Annotated in this window: 21 protein-coding genes and 2 pseudogenes; 20 read left to right on the top strand and 3 right to left on the bottom strand. The window is 39.9% G+C overall.

The features are described from left to right. The first annotated feature begins 86 nt into the window (after positions 1-86). Positions 87-440 carry a hypothetical protein gene (locus tag DWX96_RS08905; protein ID WP_022243417.1) on the top strand — a complete coding sequence of 118 codons (354 nt, stop codon included), beginning with the start codon at positions 87-89 and terminating at the stop codon, positions 438-440. A 166-nt stretch (positions 441-606) separates the two neighbouring features. Beyond that, complete coding sequence (locus DWX96_RS08910) at positions 607-984, top strand: hypothetical protein (protein WP_118057280.1); 378 nt, start codon at positions 607-609, stop codon at positions 982-984. Positions 985-1,101: 117 nt separating this feature from the next. Here the strand turns inward: DWX96_RS08910 and DWX96_RS08915 are convergent. Next, positions 1,102-1,279 (bottom strand): annotated as a pseudogene (locus DWX96_RS08915) (ATPase); the annotation flags it as partial. 191 nt (positions 1,280-1,470) lie between these two features. Between DWX96_RS08915 and DWX96_RS08920 the strand changes: the two are divergent. The 7 genes from DWX96_RS08920 to DWX96_RS14595 all read left to right on the top strand — a co-directional run bounded on the left by DWX96_RS08920 (position 1,471) and on the right by DWX96_RS14595 (position 5,514). Next, a complete protein-coding gene (locus DWX96_RS08920; protein WP_118057281.1) occupies positions 1,471-1,896 on the top strand; it encodes a GNAT family N-acetyltransferase in 426 nt (141 codons plus the stop codon). A 28-nt stretch (positions 1,897-1,924) separates the two neighbouring features. Further along, positions 1,925-2,551, top strand: a complete 627-nt coding sequence (locus DWX96_RS08925) for an alpha/beta fold hydrolase (protein WP_118057282.1) — start codon at positions 1,925-1,927, stop codon at positions 2,549-2,551. Between the two features lie 131 nt (positions 2,552-2,682). Next, on the top strand, positions 2,683-3,066 hold the full coding sequence (locus DWX96_RS08935; RefSeq protein ID WP_117697957.1) for a VOC family protein: 384 nt from the start codon (positions 2,683-2,685) through the stop codon (positions 3,064-3,066). 208 nt (positions 3,067-3,274) lie between these two features. After that, positions 3,275-3,940 carry a helix-turn-helix domain-containing protein gene (locus DWX96_RS08940; RefSeq protein WP_158561835.1) on the top strand — a complete coding sequence of 222 codons (666 nt, stop codon included), beginning with the start codon at positions 3,275-3,277 and terminating at the stop codon, positions 3,938-3,940. Positions 3,941-4,033: 93 nt separating this feature from the next. Continuing rightward, complete coding sequence (locus tag DWX96_RS08945; protein WP_242988766.1) at positions 4,034-4,270, top strand: hypothetical protein; 237 nt, start codon at positions 4,034-4,036, stop codon at positions 4,268-4,270. Continuing rightward, positions 4,218-5,117, top strand: a complete 900-nt coding sequence (locus DWX96_RS08950; protein ID WP_242988767.1) for an EAL domain-containing protein — start codon at positions 4,218-4,220, stop codon at positions 5,115-5,117. Before DWX96_RS08945 ends, DWX96_RS08950 begins: the two co-directional genes overlap by 53 nt. Positions 5,118-5,136: 19 nt before the next feature. Next, positions 5,137-5,514: an EAL domain-containing protein gene (locus DWX96_RS14595; RefSeq protein ID WP_242988768.1), complete on the top strand. Its 378-nt coding sequence runs from the start codon at positions 5,137-5,139 to the stop codon at positions 5,512-5,514. A 51-nt stretch (positions 5,515-5,565) separates the two neighbouring features. Here DWX96_RS14595 and bilS read toward each other — a convergent pair whose 3' ends face one another. Then, positions 5,566-6,078, bottom strand: a complete 513-nt coding sequence (gene bilS / locus DWX96_RS08955) for a flavodoxin family protein BilS (RefSeq protein ID WP_117841715.1) — start codon at positions 6,076-6,078, stop codon at positions 5,566-5,568. A 237-nt stretch (positions 6,079-6,315) separates the two neighbouring features. On the opposite strand from bilS, the gene DWX96_RS08960 reads away from it, so the two are divergent. From DWX96_RS08960 to DWX96_RS09015, 11 genes and pseudogenes are all read left to right on the top strand, one after another. Next, positions 6,316-7,998 carry a GGDEF domain-containing protein gene (locus DWX96_RS08960; RefSeq protein ID WP_242988769.1) on the top strand — a complete coding sequence of 561 codons (1,683 nt, stop codon included), beginning with the start codon at positions 6,316-6,318 and terminating at the stop codon, positions 7,996-7,998. A gap of 331 nt (positions 7,999-8,329) precedes the next feature. Beyond that, on the top strand, positions 8,330-8,785 hold the full coding sequence (bcp, locus tag DWX96_RS08970) for a thioredoxin-dependent thiol peroxidase (RefSeq protein ID WP_005604299.1): 456 nt from the start codon (positions 8,330-8,332) through the stop codon (positions 8,783-8,785). After that, the gene (gene yaaA, locus DWX96_RS08975; RefSeq protein ID WP_118057285.1) at positions 8,785-9,534 is read left to right on the top strand and encodes a peroxide stress protein YaaA; all 750 of its coding nucleotides are present in this window, start codon (positions 8,785-8,787) and stop codon (positions 9,532-9,534) included. The genes bcp and yaaA overlap by 1 nt, the downstream gene beginning before the upstream one ends. Positions 9,535-9,663: 129 nt before the next feature. After that, complete coding sequence (locus DWX96_RS08980) at positions 9,664-10,053, top strand: Fur family transcriptional regulator (protein ID WP_118057286.1); 390 nt, start codon at positions 9,664-9,666, stop codon at positions 10,051-10,053. Between the two features lie 23 nt (positions 10,054-10,076). Then, positions 10,077-10,619, top strand: coding sequence for a rubrerythrin (gene rbr, locus DWX96_RS08985; RefSeq protein WP_117947600.1), 543 nt, complete (start codon positions 10,077-10,079; stop codon positions 10,617-10,619). A gap of 27 nt (positions 10,620-10,646) precedes the next feature. Beyond that, the gene (locus DWX96_RS08990; protein ID WP_117841718.1) at positions 10,647-11,591 is read left to right on the top strand and encodes an L-lactate dehydrogenase; all 945 of its coding nucleotides are present in this window, start codon (positions 10,647-10,649) and stop codon (positions 11,589-11,591) included. Between the two features lie 27 nt (positions 11,592-11,618). After that, positions 11,619-11,993 (top strand): desulfoferrodoxin family protein, encoded by a 375-nt coding sequence (locus DWX96_RS08995; RefSeq protein WP_023920586.1) that lies wholly within the window; start codon positions 11,619-11,621, stop codon positions 11,991-11,993. Between the two features lie 8 nt (positions 11,994-12,001). Then, the gene (locus DWX96_RS09000) at positions 12,002-13,261 is read left to right on the top strand and encodes an HD domain-containing phosphohydrolase (protein WP_197420830.1); all 1,260 of its coding nucleotides are present in this window, start codon (positions 12,002-12,004) and stop codon (positions 13,259-13,261) included. Next, positions 13,248-13,448 (top strand): annotated as a pseudogene (locus DWX96_RS09005) (bacteriohemerythrin); the annotation flags it as partial. The gene DWX96_RS09000 and the pseudogene DWX96_RS09005, both read left to right, overlap by 14 nt. Positions 13,449-13,796: 348 nt before the next feature. Further along, entirely contained in the window at positions 13,797-14,429 is a 633-nt protein-coding gene (locus DWX96_RS09010; protein ID WP_118057288.1) for an NUDIX domain-containing protein, read from the top strand. Beyond that, positions 14,426-17,197: a DEAD/DEAH box helicase family protein gene (locus DWX96_RS09015; RefSeq protein ID WP_118057289.1), complete on the top strand. Its 2,772-nt coding sequence runs from the start codon at positions 14,426-14,428 to the stop codon at positions 17,195-17,197. The genes DWX96_RS09010 and DWX96_RS09015 overlap by 4 nt, the downstream gene beginning before the upstream one ends. On the opposite strand, the gene DWX96_RS09020 is transcribed toward DWX96_RS09015, so the two are convergent. Beyond that, positions 17,194-18,057: a type II CAAX endopeptidase family protein gene (locus tag DWX96_RS09020; RefSeq protein WP_117947554.1), complete on the bottom strand. Its 864-nt coding sequence runs from the start codon at positions 18,055-18,057 to the stop codon at positions 17,194-17,196. The two genes, DWX96_RS09015 and DWX96_RS09020, sit on opposite strands and share 4 nt — an antisense overlap. Positions 18,058-18,115 lie beyond the last annotated feature (58 nt).

The raw sequence follows: 18,115 nt of genomic DNA on the forward strand, positions 1-18,115 counted from the left end.
GAGAATGCGAAGAATAAGAAACAGACAGAGTCGGAGAGGGCAGAAGCAGAGAGAGTGGAAGCAGAGGCTGAATTGGAGGAATAGACATGGCAGCTACAATTATTTATTTGGTAATTTCATTATTGGTTTCACTTATTTTTATCATACTTGGAATTATGCAGTATAGGTCTGAAAAACCAGTATCAATAAATACAGGAGAGAAACCACTTCGTAAAGATGAACTGACAAATGTTACGGAATGGAACCATAGACATGGCAGAAATTTTATTATTTTGGGTTGTGTGCTATTTATTACACAAGCTGTTTTTGGATATTTTATTAAAAAGCTGGATGGCGTTGTGGTTCAGGTGGTTATTTATATGATAGTTCTATTTTCTGAAATCGCATGGGTTGAGTTTGAACATAATATGATGAAAAAGAAAATGATAAAAAAGCATTGAAATAACAACTTATAATTTGCAAAAAAAATGAAGGTTCCTGAGGGGCTTTACCACGATAACCGGGAATTGACCGAGCTCTTTGAGTGAGGGATACTTCTTGTCCGAAGGGTAAGAAAGTGGAACTGAGAAGAATTAAAACAATCGGAAGTTATAAAGGAGAAACACTATGGGATTATTTGGTAAAAGCAAAAAAGAGCGAGAAAAAGAGTATATGAACAGATTAGATGTTCCATTATGTTTAAAAGAAGACTTTGAATTGATTATTGATGATGTATTTACAATTATGGGGGTTGGAACAGTTGCCACAGGAAACATATCAGCAGGAATGTGTAGAGAAGGAGAAAATGCGTGTGTTTATAAAACAAATGGAGGTGTATTAGAGACTATAATTACTACCATCGATATACATACAAAAGAACGAAAATCAAATGGTTGTGGATATAAAACAGAGCATGTTGGACTTGGGTTAAGAGGAGTTTCTAAGGAACAATTAGAAAAAGGAGATAGAGTGATTGTAAAGAATGCCAATATGTATGGAATGTAATTACAAATTCCAGTTTGATGGAGAAAAAATCATTCATGCCCTATGTTATATAGTTTTTGTATGTTTTCAGGAAGACTCCTTTATATAGTTCGTTTTGCCTTCCTGATAATGTTCTTACACATAGACGTGTAAGGAATGTTATTCCTTGATTTTTTTCATACGCCAAATTCATGAAGTCGATGAAGATAATCTTGATGTCAGGAGTGCCATTCAGTTCAATGATTCTATCGATATATTTTGCTCTCGTGATTGTTTTTATATAGGCACCCACTTTCAAAAACACAAATTTTTTTATTTTTTGAAAGTGGAAACTATGTAAAGGCAACCCGAAGGCTGCCCGGACATCAAAGCCTATAGAAACGCTCAGAGGCTGTTTTACAGTGGGGAAAAAGAAAAAATATCAAAAAATTGATGATTAATGGTGAGCTTGTGATAGAATGAAAAAAGAGAAAAGCAGAAAGGATGTAGTTGTGGAGAATATTTGTTATGATTAGAAAGTTGCTGAACGGAGATATCGATAGAGTTGCTGACATATGGTTAAAGACAAATCTGAAAACGCATTATTTTATTTCCAATCAATACTGGAAAAGTAATTATGAATTAGTGAAAGAAATGATGTCACAATCCGAAGTCTATGTGTTTGAAGTGGATAAGATGATACAAGGATTTGTAGGACTAAATAATGAATATATTGAAGGTATTTTTGTTTCTGAAGAAATGCAGTCATGTGGCATAGGTAAGCTTTTATTGAATTATATTAAGGATAAAAAAGATAGATTACAATTAAATGTATACCAGAAGAATGCCAGAGCAATTTCTTTTTACCAAAGAGAAGGGTTCATTATTCAATGTAAAGGTTTGGATGAAGCTACTGGTGAAAAAGAATACACTATGCTATGGAAACAAAAATAGAAATCAAAATTTGACGGAGTGACAATATATGAAGTATTTATATTTGCATGGACTCGGGCAAAAACCAGACAGTTGGAATAGAGTAATAAAAGAAACGAAAGTATCGAAAAGCAGTTGCAGTTTGAGTTTATCAGAGCTGTTAGAAAGGAAATCTGCTACATATAAGGAATTATATTCAGCATTCTCATCAGAATGCGACAAGGAGAACGAAGAAATTGTCTTATGTGGGCTTTCTCTAGGAGCTGTTTTGGCACTTAATTATGCGATAGACCACCCAGATAAAGTAAAGGCACTCGTATTAATTGCAGCACAATATAAAATGCCCCGAAAATTATTGAAAGTTCAGAATATATTGTTTCATCTTATGCCGAATTCGGCATTCAATAAAATGGGCTTCAAAAAAGCAGATGTTATTAAACTATGTGGTACGATGGCTGAATTAGATTTCAGTGACTCACTGCATAAGGTGTCTTGTCCGGTATTAATCGTTTGTGGAGAGAAGGACAATGCAAACAAAAAAACTTCAAAAGAACTTTGCCATTATCTGAACAATTCCTACTTCCATGAACTTATGAAAACAGGTCATGAAGCAAACATAGAAGCCCCGGAAGAGTTGTCGATTGTGTTGCAAAGATTTTATGATAGTATCAGTTAACTTCCTGTTTGTAAGGATTGCACCATTTGTTCTTATTGTATCTGTAAATGGAGTTGTATTCATATATAAAGAAGTTAAAATGGAAGCAGAACAGGAAAAGAAAATTAATAAAAAGATAGGAAAAACAAACTATGAAAATCGAACATATTGCATTATATGTAAATAATCTGGAAGAAGCAAGAAATTTTTTTGTGAAATATTTTGATGCAAAATCAAACGATGGATATCATAATTTTCAGACGGATTTCCGCTCTTATTTTCTTTCATTTGATGATGATACACGCATAGAGATTATGAATAAACCAGAAATGTCGGATTGTCCAAAAGAGCTTACTCGTACCGGATATGCGCACATTGCTTTTAGCGTAGGCAGCAAAGAAAAGGTTGATACTTTGACGGCAGAGTTAAAGGCAGATGGTTATGAAGTTGTCAGCGGTCCAAGAAAGACTGGAGATGGTTATTATGAAAGTTGTATTGTTGCATTCGAAGATAACCAAATTGAAATTACAGTCTGAAAAATAGGAGGCACAAATCGGAAATGGACGAGGTTTGGAGAGATAATCAAAAAGCAGGCAATGCAGGAAGAGAGGGAAAACCTTGAATCCTGCATTTTTTATACGCACTAAACCAGGAGTAGAGTGCAAAAATATCGAAATTCATATAGAATAAAGGTATCAAAATATCAGGGAGGAGAAGAAGTCCGGCAAACGGACGAGGATGAGTATGGATAAAGAAAAAACAGGCGAATATATCAGAAACCTTCGGAAAAAGAAAGGCTGGACACAAATGCAGCTTGCAGAACAGCTTCATATTTCAGACAAAGCAGTTTCGAAATGGGAGCGCGGAATCTCATTTCCAGATATTGAATTGATGGAGGAGCTGGCACAGGTATTTCAGGTGGATGTTGCTGATATTATCCGGGGAGAAGAGGCTGGCAGGGCAGAGCATACGGTAAATGAGCTGGTAAAAGATACTATAGATATTGCAAAGAGGGAGAAAAAAAGACAGATACGAAAGTATCGGTGGGTGTTGTGTATTCTGTTTGTGCTATTTGGAGTTTTAATCGGATACAGTGTAGAGAACATTCAGAAAAATTATATTTTAGAATATCATTTATGCATGAATGCAGTGGTTGAATCGAAGGGTGAGGTGATTTATGTAAGAGAGACAGATGCAAATGGAAAAAATTCCGGAAAGGTATATCGTCTGGCACAGGATGATGCAATCCCGGTAACATTACCGGATGGAAGTGCCGGAAGTTTTAAAGATATTAAAGAAGGACAACATATTCAAATCTGGTATTTGGGACACCGGGTATTATGGAAAAATGCATGGATACCGGGCGTAGAAGAAGTAGAGATTACAAAGGAGGTTAAAAAAGATGTATAGAATAAAAAAAGTAATTTGTTGTGTGATAGTATTGGCAATATTGGGGAGTATGCCAGTAAATGCAAAAGAAGTATTACAGAATGAAAATGAGGCATGGAGTCCTTTGCAGAGCTTGCAGAGAACACCATGGAGAAAGCCAACTCCCAGGCAGAGTCCTTGGAGCAGATTGGCCAGGGAATTGAACAGCTGTCCGGCGTAGTACAGGGCAATGCTGCATCCTCCGAAGAGAATACTGCGATCAGTATTAATCTGGCAGAGGGAGCAGCCAAGATGCAGGATGCTTGCAAAGCATCTTGCGGATATATGCGAAGGAAGAGAAAATGTACATAATCTTCATTACAGGTGGCTTGATAAAGACGGTATGCCGGTCTGGATTAACTGCCGTGGTATCGTGATCGTTGATCAGCAGGGAAAGGCAGAGTATCTGGTTGGGTGTCTGAATGAGACCGGCAACAGGAGAAGAGCCGATAATGTCACAGGACTGCTTGGCGGGCCGGAATTCCTTGCTTACCTGCGTGCACAAAAGGAACCCATTTCCAAGGGTTTTTTTATGCATATAGGAATTGATGATTTCGGAGCAATCAATAGTTCCAGAGGAGCGGATTATGGTATCTATATTTTAAAAAGTGTTGCCGACTGCATGGAGAGCTGTCTTTCTGATAATCAAAGGCTTTACCATCTGGTTGCGGATCAGTATGTGATCGTGGATCTGGAAGCTTCTTCCTCCGAAGACGCTGTGGTACTGAAAGAAAAGATCACAGATAAACTTTATAATTTCATAGTAGCCGGAAATTATGAAGCTATATTTTCTATTTCTATTGGTGTTATAGATGCAGCAACATTTTGTGAGGGAACCGAAGAATGCCGCAAAAAGTTTGAATTTGCCTTGAAACAGGCAAAAAGCATGGGTAAAAATGGATTCTATATTTTTGACCAGGATGACTATGAGGTCTTTTTACGAAAAGGAAGAATCATAGCAACACTTCGTAATGCTATTGTGAACCATTATGATGGCTTTGAAGTATACTACCAGCCGATCGAGGACTGTCAGTCCGAACAGATCATTGGAGCAGAGGCACTGATGCGTTTTTCCATGATAACGGAAGAAGGGCGGGAGTTTGTTTCACCAATGGAGTTTATCCCATTATTGGAAGAGACCGGATTGCTTATGTGTTGAAATGACAGAAAGCGGATTTATGGATATGACACCTTCGTTCTGTAAATTTCGTAAAACTCTGGACAAGAACGGGATTCCCTTTGTGATCGATGATTTTGGAACAGGATATTCGAATCTTCATTGTATCCGTGATATGAATCCAAGTTACGTGAAAATGGATAGGGATTTTACTGCCAAGGCGATGAACAGTGCGAGGGATTATGAATTATATAAAAATATCATCCCAATGGTACATAGTATTAACGTCAGGATATGCGCAGAAGGCATCGAGGAAAAAGAATGGCTCCTAAAAATGAAAGAAATGAAGGTTGATTATCTGCAGGGATATTATTTTGGAAGACCATGTGGAAAGAAACAGTTTCTGCAGCAATATGTCAGTGGCATCAATGTTAAATAAAGAGAGTAAGGCAGACTCAGATATGTGGGGCTGCCTTATTTTATGGCCTTATCAGAAGGATGAGTTCCTAACGGCTTGTCTGAGTCTCTCCAGGTCATCTGCATCAGGGTGAGACAATGCACAGTCAAAATTCTGGATCAATACATCAAGATTTGCCGGATGATCGGGAGCATCCTTCATTTTCAAGTAGCGTTCCCGGACAGACTGTGGCATTCTGCCCTGACACATATACTCTCCGACGATAACATTACTTGCATCAACGAACTGCTTAACCTGATTCAGGATTTTCCGGAAATAGATATCACTGCCACCAAAGCCAGCAGTTCCAAACAGAAAAATCTGTTTATTCTTTAGCTGTGATAATAGCTGTAATGTCTTGGTATCGGCATTCCCCTTGTCTGTCCAAAATCCGATATAGAGCAGTTCGGAAGAAGGAATCACTGTGTCGGACACACCGAAATACTCACATTCATCCTGAGGTAATGCCTCGTGGATCGCATCAGCCAGCACCTTGGTATTACCTGTTAAGCTGCTATAAACGATGGAATATTTTTTATTTTTCATATCATGTTGTCTCCTTTCATAGGATCATGAAATTATCATATCGCATTCCTATTTTAGTTCGGAAAGCATGATTTGTCGAATGAATTTTCCATAAACATTTTACAGAGCGAAAGGGATAGTTGCTTTTCCTGCCGCTTGTGATAAACTTGTTCATAAGTGAGGGAAAAATCATGGACAGAACTCCGATAAGGGAATAAAAGCCGGGCTGTCCCGGTATCATTTAATGAGGTAGAAAAGTTGACAGAAGAGAAATATACAATCCGAAAGTATAAAAGAATTTTATTTTATGTGGTGATATGTGTGCTGCTTGCGGCATTCCTTTTGGGACAATATATTTACCCAAGTGAAAGGGAAACGGTCACGGAGGAAAGCATTACTTATACCGGAACCTTTTACCGGGTGCTGGCAGACGGAACCAAAGAGGAAATCCCGGTTCCGGGCAAATGTGATGTGCCTGCCGGAGAGCCTCTGGTCATCCGGTCAGTGCTCCCACAGGATTATCATGAAAATACGATCGCCATCAGGTCCTCTCTGGAGAATGTGCGCATTTACATCGGTGGGGAACTGAGGGCGTTGTATGATACGGAGAATACCAGACCTTTTGGGAAAAATTCTGCCAGTGGGTATGTGTTCTGCGAGACATCCGGCGAGGATGCGGGGCAGGAAGTGCGGATTGAACTGCAGTCCTTTACCGACAAGTATTCCGGTGTCGTCAACACGGTATATTGTGGGGACAAATCAGATATCTGGGCATATATACTCCACTGCTATTTTATGGTAACTCTGATCGCCTGCACCATGCTGTTTGCCGGACTGGTCGTGCTGATCATCAGTCTGGTGCTTGATATTATATATAAGACGAGATTTGATCTGGAGTACCTGGGATGGTGCATGATTCTGGGAGCAGTGTGGATGCTGGGAGAATCGAAGCTGCGCCAGCTGTTCGTTTCCAATGCTTCTATTCTGTCGAATATGTGCTTCTTAGTTGTGATGCTCTGCCCGGTTCCGCTCATGTTCTATATTGACAGTGTGCAGCAGGGAAGGTACCGGAAGGCCTATCATGTGGCAGAGTGTATCACCTGTGTGAACTTTGTACTATGCACGTCCTTACAGCTACTGAATATCGCAGATTTTATCTCGACAATGTTCTTGTCCCACCTAGTGATTGCAGGAACGTTCCTGACAATATTTATCACCATTTGCCGGGATCTCATCAAGGGAACGGCGAAACATTACAAGCTTCCGCTGATCGGACTGGTAGTTGCCATGATTGCAGTCATGCTGGAGGTGACAGAGGTGTATCGAGTGGTGTCAATGTCAGGAATTTTTATCGCAACCGGACTGGTGGTCCTGCTGGTCGTTACGCTGATCCAGACAATGGACCGCATCCGCGAGCTGGAGCTGGCCAGGCAGAGAGAGGCCAGGGAAAGCCTGGATTATCTGACGGGTCTTCCTATGCGTCATAAGGGTGAAAAGCTGATCCTTGAGAAAATGCAGGAGCATGATGGCTGTCTGGGATTTGTCGATATGGATAATCTTAAGAAGATCAACGATGTCTATGGACATAAGGCGGGGGATTGTGCTCTCAGGCTGGTAGGAGCAATGCTCACAGAGTGCATGGAGAACGCAGTGGTCTGCCGGCTGGGAGGAGATGAATTCCTGTTCTATCTGCCGGAGGCATCAGAAGAAGAGATGAACATGCGGATGAGAAAGCTGTTTGAAAGCTTTGGTGCGGCAAAAAATCTCACGGCAGAGACTTCACCGGCATCCCTGTCCTGCGGTCTGTGCATGTGCAGACAGGGAGGAAACTTTGAAGAATATTATATAAGAGCGGACAAGACATTGTATTATGTCAAACAGAATGGTAAGAACAGTTACCGGTTTTATGAGGAGCTTGAGGAACAGCAGACGGATGCATAGGCCAGAAAAAATGACCTGGAGGTAATCGCCGGAGCATCATCCTTGCGTGAAGCCATCAAACGATTCTGGACCTTCCGTGTTCCATGGGGATGGACATACATGTGGTGAACATGGATGTGGAAACCATAGCTGTCATTAAGAAGAATAAAAAATACAACACGAAAGGATGTGTCAAGGTATTGCAAGAATTATCGTGATACATTCTTTTGTATTTGGATTGATTATTTTTCTTTCCCTGCTTGTCGGAAGTAATGGATGGAATGTATAATATTGTTAATGATCCAGAGATATTTATTTTGGAAACAGCTTAATCAATTTGGAGGTATAAAATATGTTAGAAGTAGGAAAAAAAGCACCGGACTTTGAATTGCCGGATCAGAATGGAGAAATGCATAAATTAAGTGATTATGCAGGAAAAAAAGTAATCCTATATTTTTATCCAAAAGATAATACACCAGGATGTACGAAGCAGGCATGTGGCTTTTCTGAGCGTTATCCACAGTTTACTGAGAAGGGAGCTGTTATTCTCGGAGTAAGCAAGGACTCTGTAGCGTCTCACAAGAGATTTGAAGAAAAATACGGACTGGCATTTACGCTATTAGCAGATCCGGAGCGTAAAGTTATTGAAGCATATGATGTCTGGAAAGAAAAGAAAAATTATGGAAAAGTATCTATGGGTGTAGTAAGAACTACATATCTTATTGATGAGCAGGGAATCATTATAAAGGCAAATGATAAAGTCAAGGCGGCAGATGATCCTGAAAATATGCTTAAGGAATTGGCATAATGAAGATTATTTTATCACCTGCAAAAAAGATGATTGTAGATACCGATAACTTAGCACCGGTTGAACTGCCTGTCTATATTGATAAGACAGCAGAAGTATTAAACTGGATGAAAAGCAAATCAAAAGAAGAACTGAAAGCTATCTGGAAATGTAATGACAAGATTGCAGAGCAGAACTTTAACAGATTGGAAAATATGGATCTTTATAACAGGCTTACTCCGGCTGTTTTAGCATATGAAGGGATTGCATTTCAATATATGGCACCATCTGTGTTTGAAAACCAGCAGTTTGAGTATTTGCAAAATCATTTAAGAATCTTGTCTGCGTTTTATGGCATTTTAAAACCAATGGATGGTGTGACTCCTTATCGTCTTGAAATGCAGGCAAAGGTTGGAATTGGAGATGCAAAAAATCTGTATGAGTACTGGGGAGAATTGTTATACCGCTTAGTAATCGATGACAGTAGGATTATCATTAATCTTGCATCAAAAGAATACTCAAAATGTATAGAAAAGTATCTGACACCACAGGACAGATATATTACGATTGTATTTTGTGAGTTATCCGGAGATAAATTGGTAACAAAAGGTACCTATGCCAAGATGGCTCGTGGTGAAATGGTCAGATTCATAGCGGAAAATAATATTGAAAATCCGGTGGAGATTCAGAAATTTGACAGACTCGGATATTCGTTTAGGTCTGATTTATCTTCAGATTCAGAATATGTATTTGAACGCAAAATAAAATAGTTATTCAGGTAAAAGATGCTCAGTTTGGCATCTTTTGTAATAATGAGAATTATTACTATTTTCTTATTGACAACAGGATGATAGTGATATATAATCCTTATTAAGAACTAATCCTAATAAGGAGGACAAATGACAAGTAGGAGAAATACCATTCAAAAAGATCTTGTAAGAAATACCGTATACGAAATGAGAAGACACGTTACGGCAAATGAAGTGTATGAATTTATAAAAGAAGCATATCCAACAATTGGAAAAGGAACTGTATATAGAAATCTTGATATATTGGTAGAGGAAGGTGCATTAAGAAAGGTTGAAGTTCCGGATGGACCGAACCGGTTTGATTTTACATTGAAAAATCATTACCATGTAAGATGTATAAAGTGCGGTGAAATTTTTGATGTGGATATGGATCAAATACCGGATTTGCTGGAAAGAATTCATAACACTCATGGAATTGAATTTGTGGATTATGATATTTCATTTAAAGGCATTTGCCCGAAATGCAGGGAGAAAAAGTAGTAAAGAAAATGGAGGTAAAATAGATGGCAGCAAACAAATATGCAGGAACACAGACAGAGAAGAATTTGCAGGAGGCATTTGCAGGGGAATCACAGGCAAGAAATAAGTATACCTATTTTGCTTCTGTAGCGAAAAAGGAAGGTTACGAGCAGATGTCAGCATTGTTTTTAAAGACTGCAGATAATGAGAAAGAACATGCAAAGATGTGGTTCAAGGAATTAGCAGGAATTGGTGATACAAAGGAAAACCTGGCGGCAGCGGCAGAAGGCGAAAATTATGAGTGGACAGATATGTATGAAGGCTTTGCTAAAACAGCTGAGGAAGAAGGATTCCCTGAGCTTGCAGCAAAATTCAGGGCAGTAGGTGAGATTGAGAAGCACCATGAGGAAAGATATCGTGCACTTCTTAAGAATATTGAAACTGCACAGGTATTTGAAAAGAGCGAAGTTAAGGTATGGGAATGCCGTAACTGCGGACATATTGTGGTAGGAACTAAGGCGCCTGAAGTATGTCCGGTATGTAATCATCCACAGAGCTATTTTGAAGTACATGAAGAGAATTATTAAGGAGATGAGATTATTACGAAGAAGAAAGTGATTAATTCAAAAAAAGCAGTAATGATAGGCTGTGGCTTTGTTGGTTCTGCATCGGTATTTGCTCTGATGCAGAGTGGCTTGTTTACAGAGATTGTCCTTATCGATGCAGATAAGAACAAGGCAGAAGGAGAAGCAATGGATATCAGTCATGGCATTCCATTTGCGAGTCCGATGAAAATATATGCCGGAGATTATGATGATGTGGCTGATGCTGCAATTGTTGTCATATCTGCCGGAGCGGGACAGAAACCGGGAGAGACAAGGCTTGATCTCGTAAATAAAAATGTAGCAATATTTAAGTCAATCATTCCTGAAATAGCAAAGAGAAATTTTGCAGGTATCATGCTTGTAGTTGCGAATCCGGTAGATATCCTGACTCAGGTAGCCATAAAGTTATCAGGACTTCCAGAAAACAGGGTTATTGGATCGGGTACTGTGTTAGATAGTGCCAGATTAAGATATAAGCTTGGTGAGCATTTATCTGTGGACAGCAGGAGTGTTCATGCATTTATAGTAGGTGAGCATGGAGACAGCGAAGTTGTAGCATGGTCATCAGCCAATGTATCTGGTGTTCCATTAAGTGAAATGTGTGAAATGCGTGGACATTACAAGCACAAGGAAAACACGGCAGAAATAGCTACAGCAGTCAAGAACAGTGCTTATGAGATTATAAACAAAAAGCACGCTACATATTATGGAATTGCAATGTCTGTAAAAAGAATCTGCGAAGTGATTATGAGAGATGAAAAATCAATACTTCCTGTATCACACATGATGCATGGAGTATATGATATTGACGGAGTATCGTTAAGTATGCCAGCTATTGTAGGTGCAGATGGTATTGAGTCTGATATACCTATTAATTTAAGTGGCGAGGAAGCGTTAAAGCTTAAGGAATCTGCAGATTCATTGAAAAAGATTATGGAGACAATTGAATTATAAATTTTACACATGGAAGGAGAAAAAGGCATGGAAGTAAGGTATTATATTTGTAAGCATTGTGGAAACATTGTTGAAAAGGTAAAGGATAAGGGTGTACCTGTAATTTGTTGCGGAGAACCTATGCAGGAATTAAAAGCCGGAGTGACAGATGCTGCTGTCGAGAAGCATGTACCTGTATATACGATAGAAGGCAGTCATGTTCATGTCGTGGTCGGAGAGACAAAACATCCAATGCTTGAAGAGCATTTTATTGAGTGGATTACATTAAATACAAACCAGGGAATATACAGAAAACAGTTAAATCCAGGGCAGGAGCCGGTAGCAGATTTTTGTCTTTGCGATGGTGAACAGGTAGAAGAAGTATATGCATATTGTAACCTGCATGGATTATGGAAATGCTAGAAGCATAAATGTATTATGATAGGATTATACCAATGAAAGAAGAACTAAGTATAGATATCATCGGACTTGCAGGAGCCTGTTCTTATGCTTTGGACTGTATAGAAGCAGAGTTGGTGAATATCAAAAACAAACATGGAAAAAGAGTGGCTTATATAAGTATATGCATGGCTGAATATTGGAAAATTCAAGGTGATGAATTACAAGATTTAGCCATGTGTGCTTTACTGCATGATAATGCTTTGACACAATATATTTCGGAAGAACTGAAAAAGGATTCCGTTATTAATTGTAAAAAAGATTTATCCGAGAAAAAGACAAATCTTCATTGTATTTATGGTGAAAAAAATATTACTAAAATTCCATTTAAAACAGATGTGTCAAATGTGATTTTGTATCATCATGAACATGCCGATGGAACTGGTCCTTTTCAAAAAAAGTGGAATGAAATTCCATTGTTTGCAAGGATTATTCATCTTGCAGATACCATTGATATTATAGGAAATAACACGGGATCTGGAAATAACAGTTGGAATTTTATATGTCAGTACCTTTTAAAAAATAGGGATGGATTATTCGATTCAGAATGTGTGAATGCCTTTTTTCATGCATTCACACATTCTGAATCTTTTATATGTTTAAGTGATAATTCTTTTGAAATGAAGCTATGGGAGATTATCCCAAGACAAAAACAGGTTTTTGATTGGAAAACGTGTAAAAATGTCGCAGATTTTTTTGCAAAGATTGTAGATTATAAATCTTCTTTTACAAGCAGACATTCTATAGGAGTGGCTGAAAAAGCAGCTTTTTTTGCTCAATATATCGGATATGATTCTATTAATGTGCAAAAAATTTATCTGGCTGGTGCACTGCATGATATTGGGAAGATGGCAGTAGGCAATGAAATTTTGGAAAAACCGGATAAGCTTACGGATGATGAATTTTCAAAAATGAAGAATCATGCTGGCTATACATACCTTATATTATCAGAGGTTAATGATTTTGAAGAAATACGAGACTGGGCAGCTTTCCATCATGAAAAATTAAATGGAAAAGGGTATCCTTTTGGAAAAACCGCAGCTGAATTAAATGAGCCGGAACGTATTATGGCATGTATTGATATTTATCAGGCATTAACCGAGGACAGACCATATAAGAAAGGTTTATCGCACGAAAAAACGTGTGAGATGCTCGATGACATGGCGAAGAAAGGTTTTGTTGATTCTGATATTTCCAGGAAAATTAGGAAATGTTTTGGTGGAATCTATTAATTATAAGAAGATATTTACACAGAAAGTTCAACATCAGGAATTTATACATAAACTTGATGAATTTATGGAACATCACAATGATGAGGTAGAAGATCAAGATGAACAGATTATGGGAATTTTAAAATATCTCACAGAGTGGTTAGTTAATCACATTCTGTATGTCGATGGTCAAATTCCAAAAGGCTGATATAGTAAGAAAGGTTGTTATTTTTTAGAGAGTAGCAGCCTTTTTTATTTTGAATATAAAATATGACACATACACTTGACAATATGCATACGTAGAAGAAACGCATCAAGTGCTTGCTAAGCGAAACTTTGTGCTGGCAGTAAGAGGAGGTATCTTTGGTGATAAACCAACTGCTTACTATGACTTTGGAGAGTAGAAAGCGACAAGATAGCTGTTTATTGGATGAAATAGGACATTTCTTCCCAAAAACAGTATGTTTATGGTATACTAGCTATTAGTAATGCGATTTCAACCGACATTACATATTATGGTGAGAAATTAATACAAAGGACTATTCTTTCACAGCTTATGATGCAGGTGCAGGGCAGTGATGCCCAGGTAAATGGTGAAGGTACCTATACGGACAGCAGAGACCATGGTAAACAGTTTTCAGTGGGCAGATTAGGTAACTTTGACAAGAGCGAGGAAACGAAAATGACGGAAAGTAAGATACTTCTGGTATTAGATAAAAAAGATTATGAGGATGGCATGCCAGTATTTGAAAGAAAGTGCGTCCGGGCAATCATAGAAAAGAATGGAAAAATTGCAGTCCAGCGCGGAAGGGCAGGGGACTGCAGAATATTAGGCGGCGGCATGGATGGTGAGGAAGATTTTGAAACGGCACTTTCCAGAGAAGTATTAGAAGAGGGCGGCTTGATATTATGCCCGGGAAGTATGCAGCTGTTGGGCGAGATAGAAGAAAAACGCCGTGATTTATTTGAAACAGATAAAATATATCACTGTCACACCTATTTCTTTGCCTGTGCAGTTAAGGAGAGAACAACAGAACCGCATATGACAGAAAGCGAGAAGGCAAAAGGCTATCATCTGGAATGGATGACACCGGAAGAGATTGTAAAAGCAAATGAGCCATTTTCGAAGGAACCGTGGATATATCGCGATACTGCATTTATTAAAATGTTGATGGAGGGAAATTTATGAACACAGGATATGAGGGAATCCTGCAATTTCGGGGAAAGTGGAGAGATTATCAGGAAAGAGTACTCTTACATGCACAGCAGTATTTGAAGGATGGAAAGATACATATTGTGGCAGCGCCGGGTTCCGGCAAGACTACACTTGGAATAGAACTGATTCGGAGGCTGGGAGCACCCTGCCTTATTTTTTCACCTAGCATTACCATCCGCCAGCAATGGCTGATGCGTATAAAGGAGGGCTTCTTAACCGAAGAGGCAGATCCACAGGAAATATTATCCAATAATTTGAAACAGATGAAACAGATGACTGCAACGACTTATCAGGCATTGTACAGTGCCATGAAGCGGGAGCAGGGCACACTGGAAGAGGACAGCGGGGAAGCGGCAGAGGAAGATGCAGCAGCCAGTGAAGCGGTGGATGGAGTAGATGCGGCAGACAGTAAAGTGGCAGCCGGCGGAGTGACAGAAGAAGCAGATGGAGAGAAGGAAACGGAGCAGGTTGACTACCGGGATTTCGATATTTTTAAGGCAGTAAAGGAAGCCGGTATTACAACAATTTGTCTGGATGAGGCACATCACCTTCGTAGTGAGTGGTGGAAGGCACTGGAGACTTTCTTAGACAAGCTGCCGGATGTGAAAATCATTGCATTGACAGCAACACCGCCATATGACAGCACACCGGCACAGTGGAAGCGTTATATCGATATGTGCGGACCGATTGATGAAGAAATCTTTACGCCGGAACTGGTAAAAGAAGGAAGCCTCTGTCCGCATCAGGACTACGTTTATTTTAACTGGCCGACAAGAGAAGAGGAAGCATATGTCAGGGAACATCAGAAGCGGATGCAGATGCAGGTGCAGAAAATGATGGCAGATGAGACATTGCGAAGAATCGTATCTTCCCATCAGGGGCTTATGCATCCGGAAGAATACAGTGAGCGGTTCTTAGATAAACCGGAGTATTTTACAGCACTGCTGGTATACTGCCAGGCAAAAGGGATTCCATTTTCCGGTTATTTAAGGAAGCTCATCGGAACAAAGGGAAAGCTGCCGGGAATGGATGCACACTGGATGGAAGTGTTACTGCAGGGTGTTCTTTATGAGGACAGAGAGTCCTATACCATGATGGAAGCAGAGCGGGAAAGCCTGCTGCAGGAATTAAAAGAGGCAGGAGCCATCTACCGGAACAAGGTTGCACTGCGGGATAATGAAGCCATAAAAAAGGTACTTATGAAAAGCCAGGGAAAGATGGAGAGCATCCATACCATTGTGCAGGCTGAGTATGAGGCACTGGGAAATGATTTACGCCTTCTGGTTCTCTGCGATTATATTAAGAAAGACAAATTGCCGGAGATTGGAAGTAAAGATACACTGGTAACAGAGCTTGGTGCAGTGCCGATTTTTGAATATTTAAGGCGACAGAACATGACTGGAATCCGGCTGGGTGTACTGAGCGGAACAGTGATAATCGTTCCAATGGCAGTGGAAGCAAAACTGCCGGAATTGCTGGCACAGTATGGCTGCAGCGGAACGTTAAATCCACTGGGAGATACCGGATACGGACAGCTTATGATAAAAGGAAAGAGTACCCACACCGTAGCTGTTGTGACGGAGTTATTCCGCCAGGGAGAGATTCATACACTGATTGGAACCAAGTCATTGCTGGGAGAAGGCTGGGATGCACCGTGCATCAATTCCCTGATACTGGCAACTTATGTAGGGTCTTTTATGCTGAGTAACCAGATGCGTGGAAGAGCAATCCGTACCGACAGAGAGCAGCCGGATAAGACCGGAAACATCTGGCATCTTGCCTGCATTTTTCCAAAAGAGCGGGGACAGCAGAGTAATACCGATGCAGAGGGCGATTATGAAATGTTGGAACGCCGGTTTGAATCATTTTTAGGAGTATCCTGCAGGGAAGATGTAATCGAAAGCGGAATCGGTCGGCTGGACATTCCAAAGATAACATCAAAATATGAGGTAGATAAAGCAAACCGCATGATGCTTGAGCGTGCAAAGGACAGAAATGCATTGAGGCAGCGATGGAACCAGTCCTTGCAGGAAGTGCGAAATCAGATGGAAATAGAACAGATAGATGAAATTGCAGCAAAAGAAATAGAAACCGGATATATCTTTATTAATGCGGTCTGTATAGAAATCATACAGGTAATACTTGCAATGCTCTTAATGAGTGGAAGAATGATGGCACAGAAGCTTGGTAATCATCCGGCTTTCCTGTTACTTGGAATTGCGCTGTTAGCCGCATTTGCCGGAATTGTCTATCAGGGGATACGTCTGTTTAAATTCAGCACCCCGGCAAGACGGATGAAACAGCTTAGCGAAGCAATGCTAGATGCATTGAGGGAATGCGGGGAATTAGAGGATGGTGCCCATTGCAGGACAGAAGTAGAATCCTTTAACGGACTTGTGGTAGGTACCTGGCTTAAAGGTGGAACCACCAGAGATAAGACAACCTATTCTGCCTGCATGGAAGAATTGTGGGGTGTTATTGATAATCCAAGATATCTTCTTATCCGGGAAAAAATCTTTGGCACATCAAGAGAGTGTTACAGTGTCCCGGAAATATTCGGAAGACAAAAGGAACGTGCCCTGATTTTTGAAAAACATATGAAAAGGGCTCTTGGACCATACCATGTGGTATATACAAGAACCCCGGAAGGACGAAAACTATTATTAAAAGAGAGGACACGCTCCTTTGTAAATCAAAACCAGAGCCTTTTGCAGGGAAAGAAAATTGCAAAAGGATATTAAGAATAATAAGAATTTTCAATTTTTGGATATTTTTTATTTACTCCAAAGAAAAAGAGGAGCAGTCCTGCAACCAGTAGTCCTGCACCAACAAAGAACCACAGGAAGAAGAACGGAACGGTATCTGCTTTATACATAAACCAGTCAGGAGAGAAGGTTCCCCAGAGGTTAAAGAGGATATGGAAAAGCATGGAAGGATAAATGCTGCGGCTTTTCTCGCAGATAAATCCAAGAACAATTCCTACCACAAAAGCATAAACACCCTGAATCATATTCATATGGAACACACCAAAGAGCAGTGCCTGCAAGAGGTTAGCAACCCAGAAAGGCATTGCTCTTTTGGCATATTTCAAAGTCAGTCCACGGAAAATCAGTTCTTCACAGACAGGTCCAATCAGAACGGAATAGAGAACCAGAATCAGGGAAGGCTCATCCAGTCCCACCGATTCTACCAGGTTACTGTAATATTCCAGCCAGTGCGGGTTAATGGCTGCAGTAAAAGATACAATGTAATTGGTAATATACTGTAATCCTACTGCAGTAATAAGAATGCCGAAGATAACCGGAATATTAAATGGTTTCCGTACATTTTCCGGTTCTGTCTGCCGGAACTTTTTATAATACCAGTAGGCAAATACCACAAGGGCAACAGTACCGTAGGCTGCACTGACACCGGCATTAAAATTGGCGGTGGAAATAATATTTAAAAATGCATCCATACAGTCATCGATAGAAGTTGCCCCTTTGGTATAAAAACCACCCAGCAGGGCAAGCCCTACTGCCGGAATGGAGATAAGCTGCTGCAGGCCAAATGCCAGCAGAGCCGGAAGAAAACAGAACATAATTCTGCCAAATCGCTTCATGAAAAAACCTCCTCAAGTATCATCACTTTTCTTGGCACATTATAACAATTATGAAGCG

The organism is Roseburia sp. AF22-2LB, from assembly GCF_003461125.1.
GTDB classification, from domain to species: Bacteria; Bacillota; Clostridia; order Lachnospirales; family Lachnospiraceae; genus Roseburia_C; species Roseburia_C amylophila.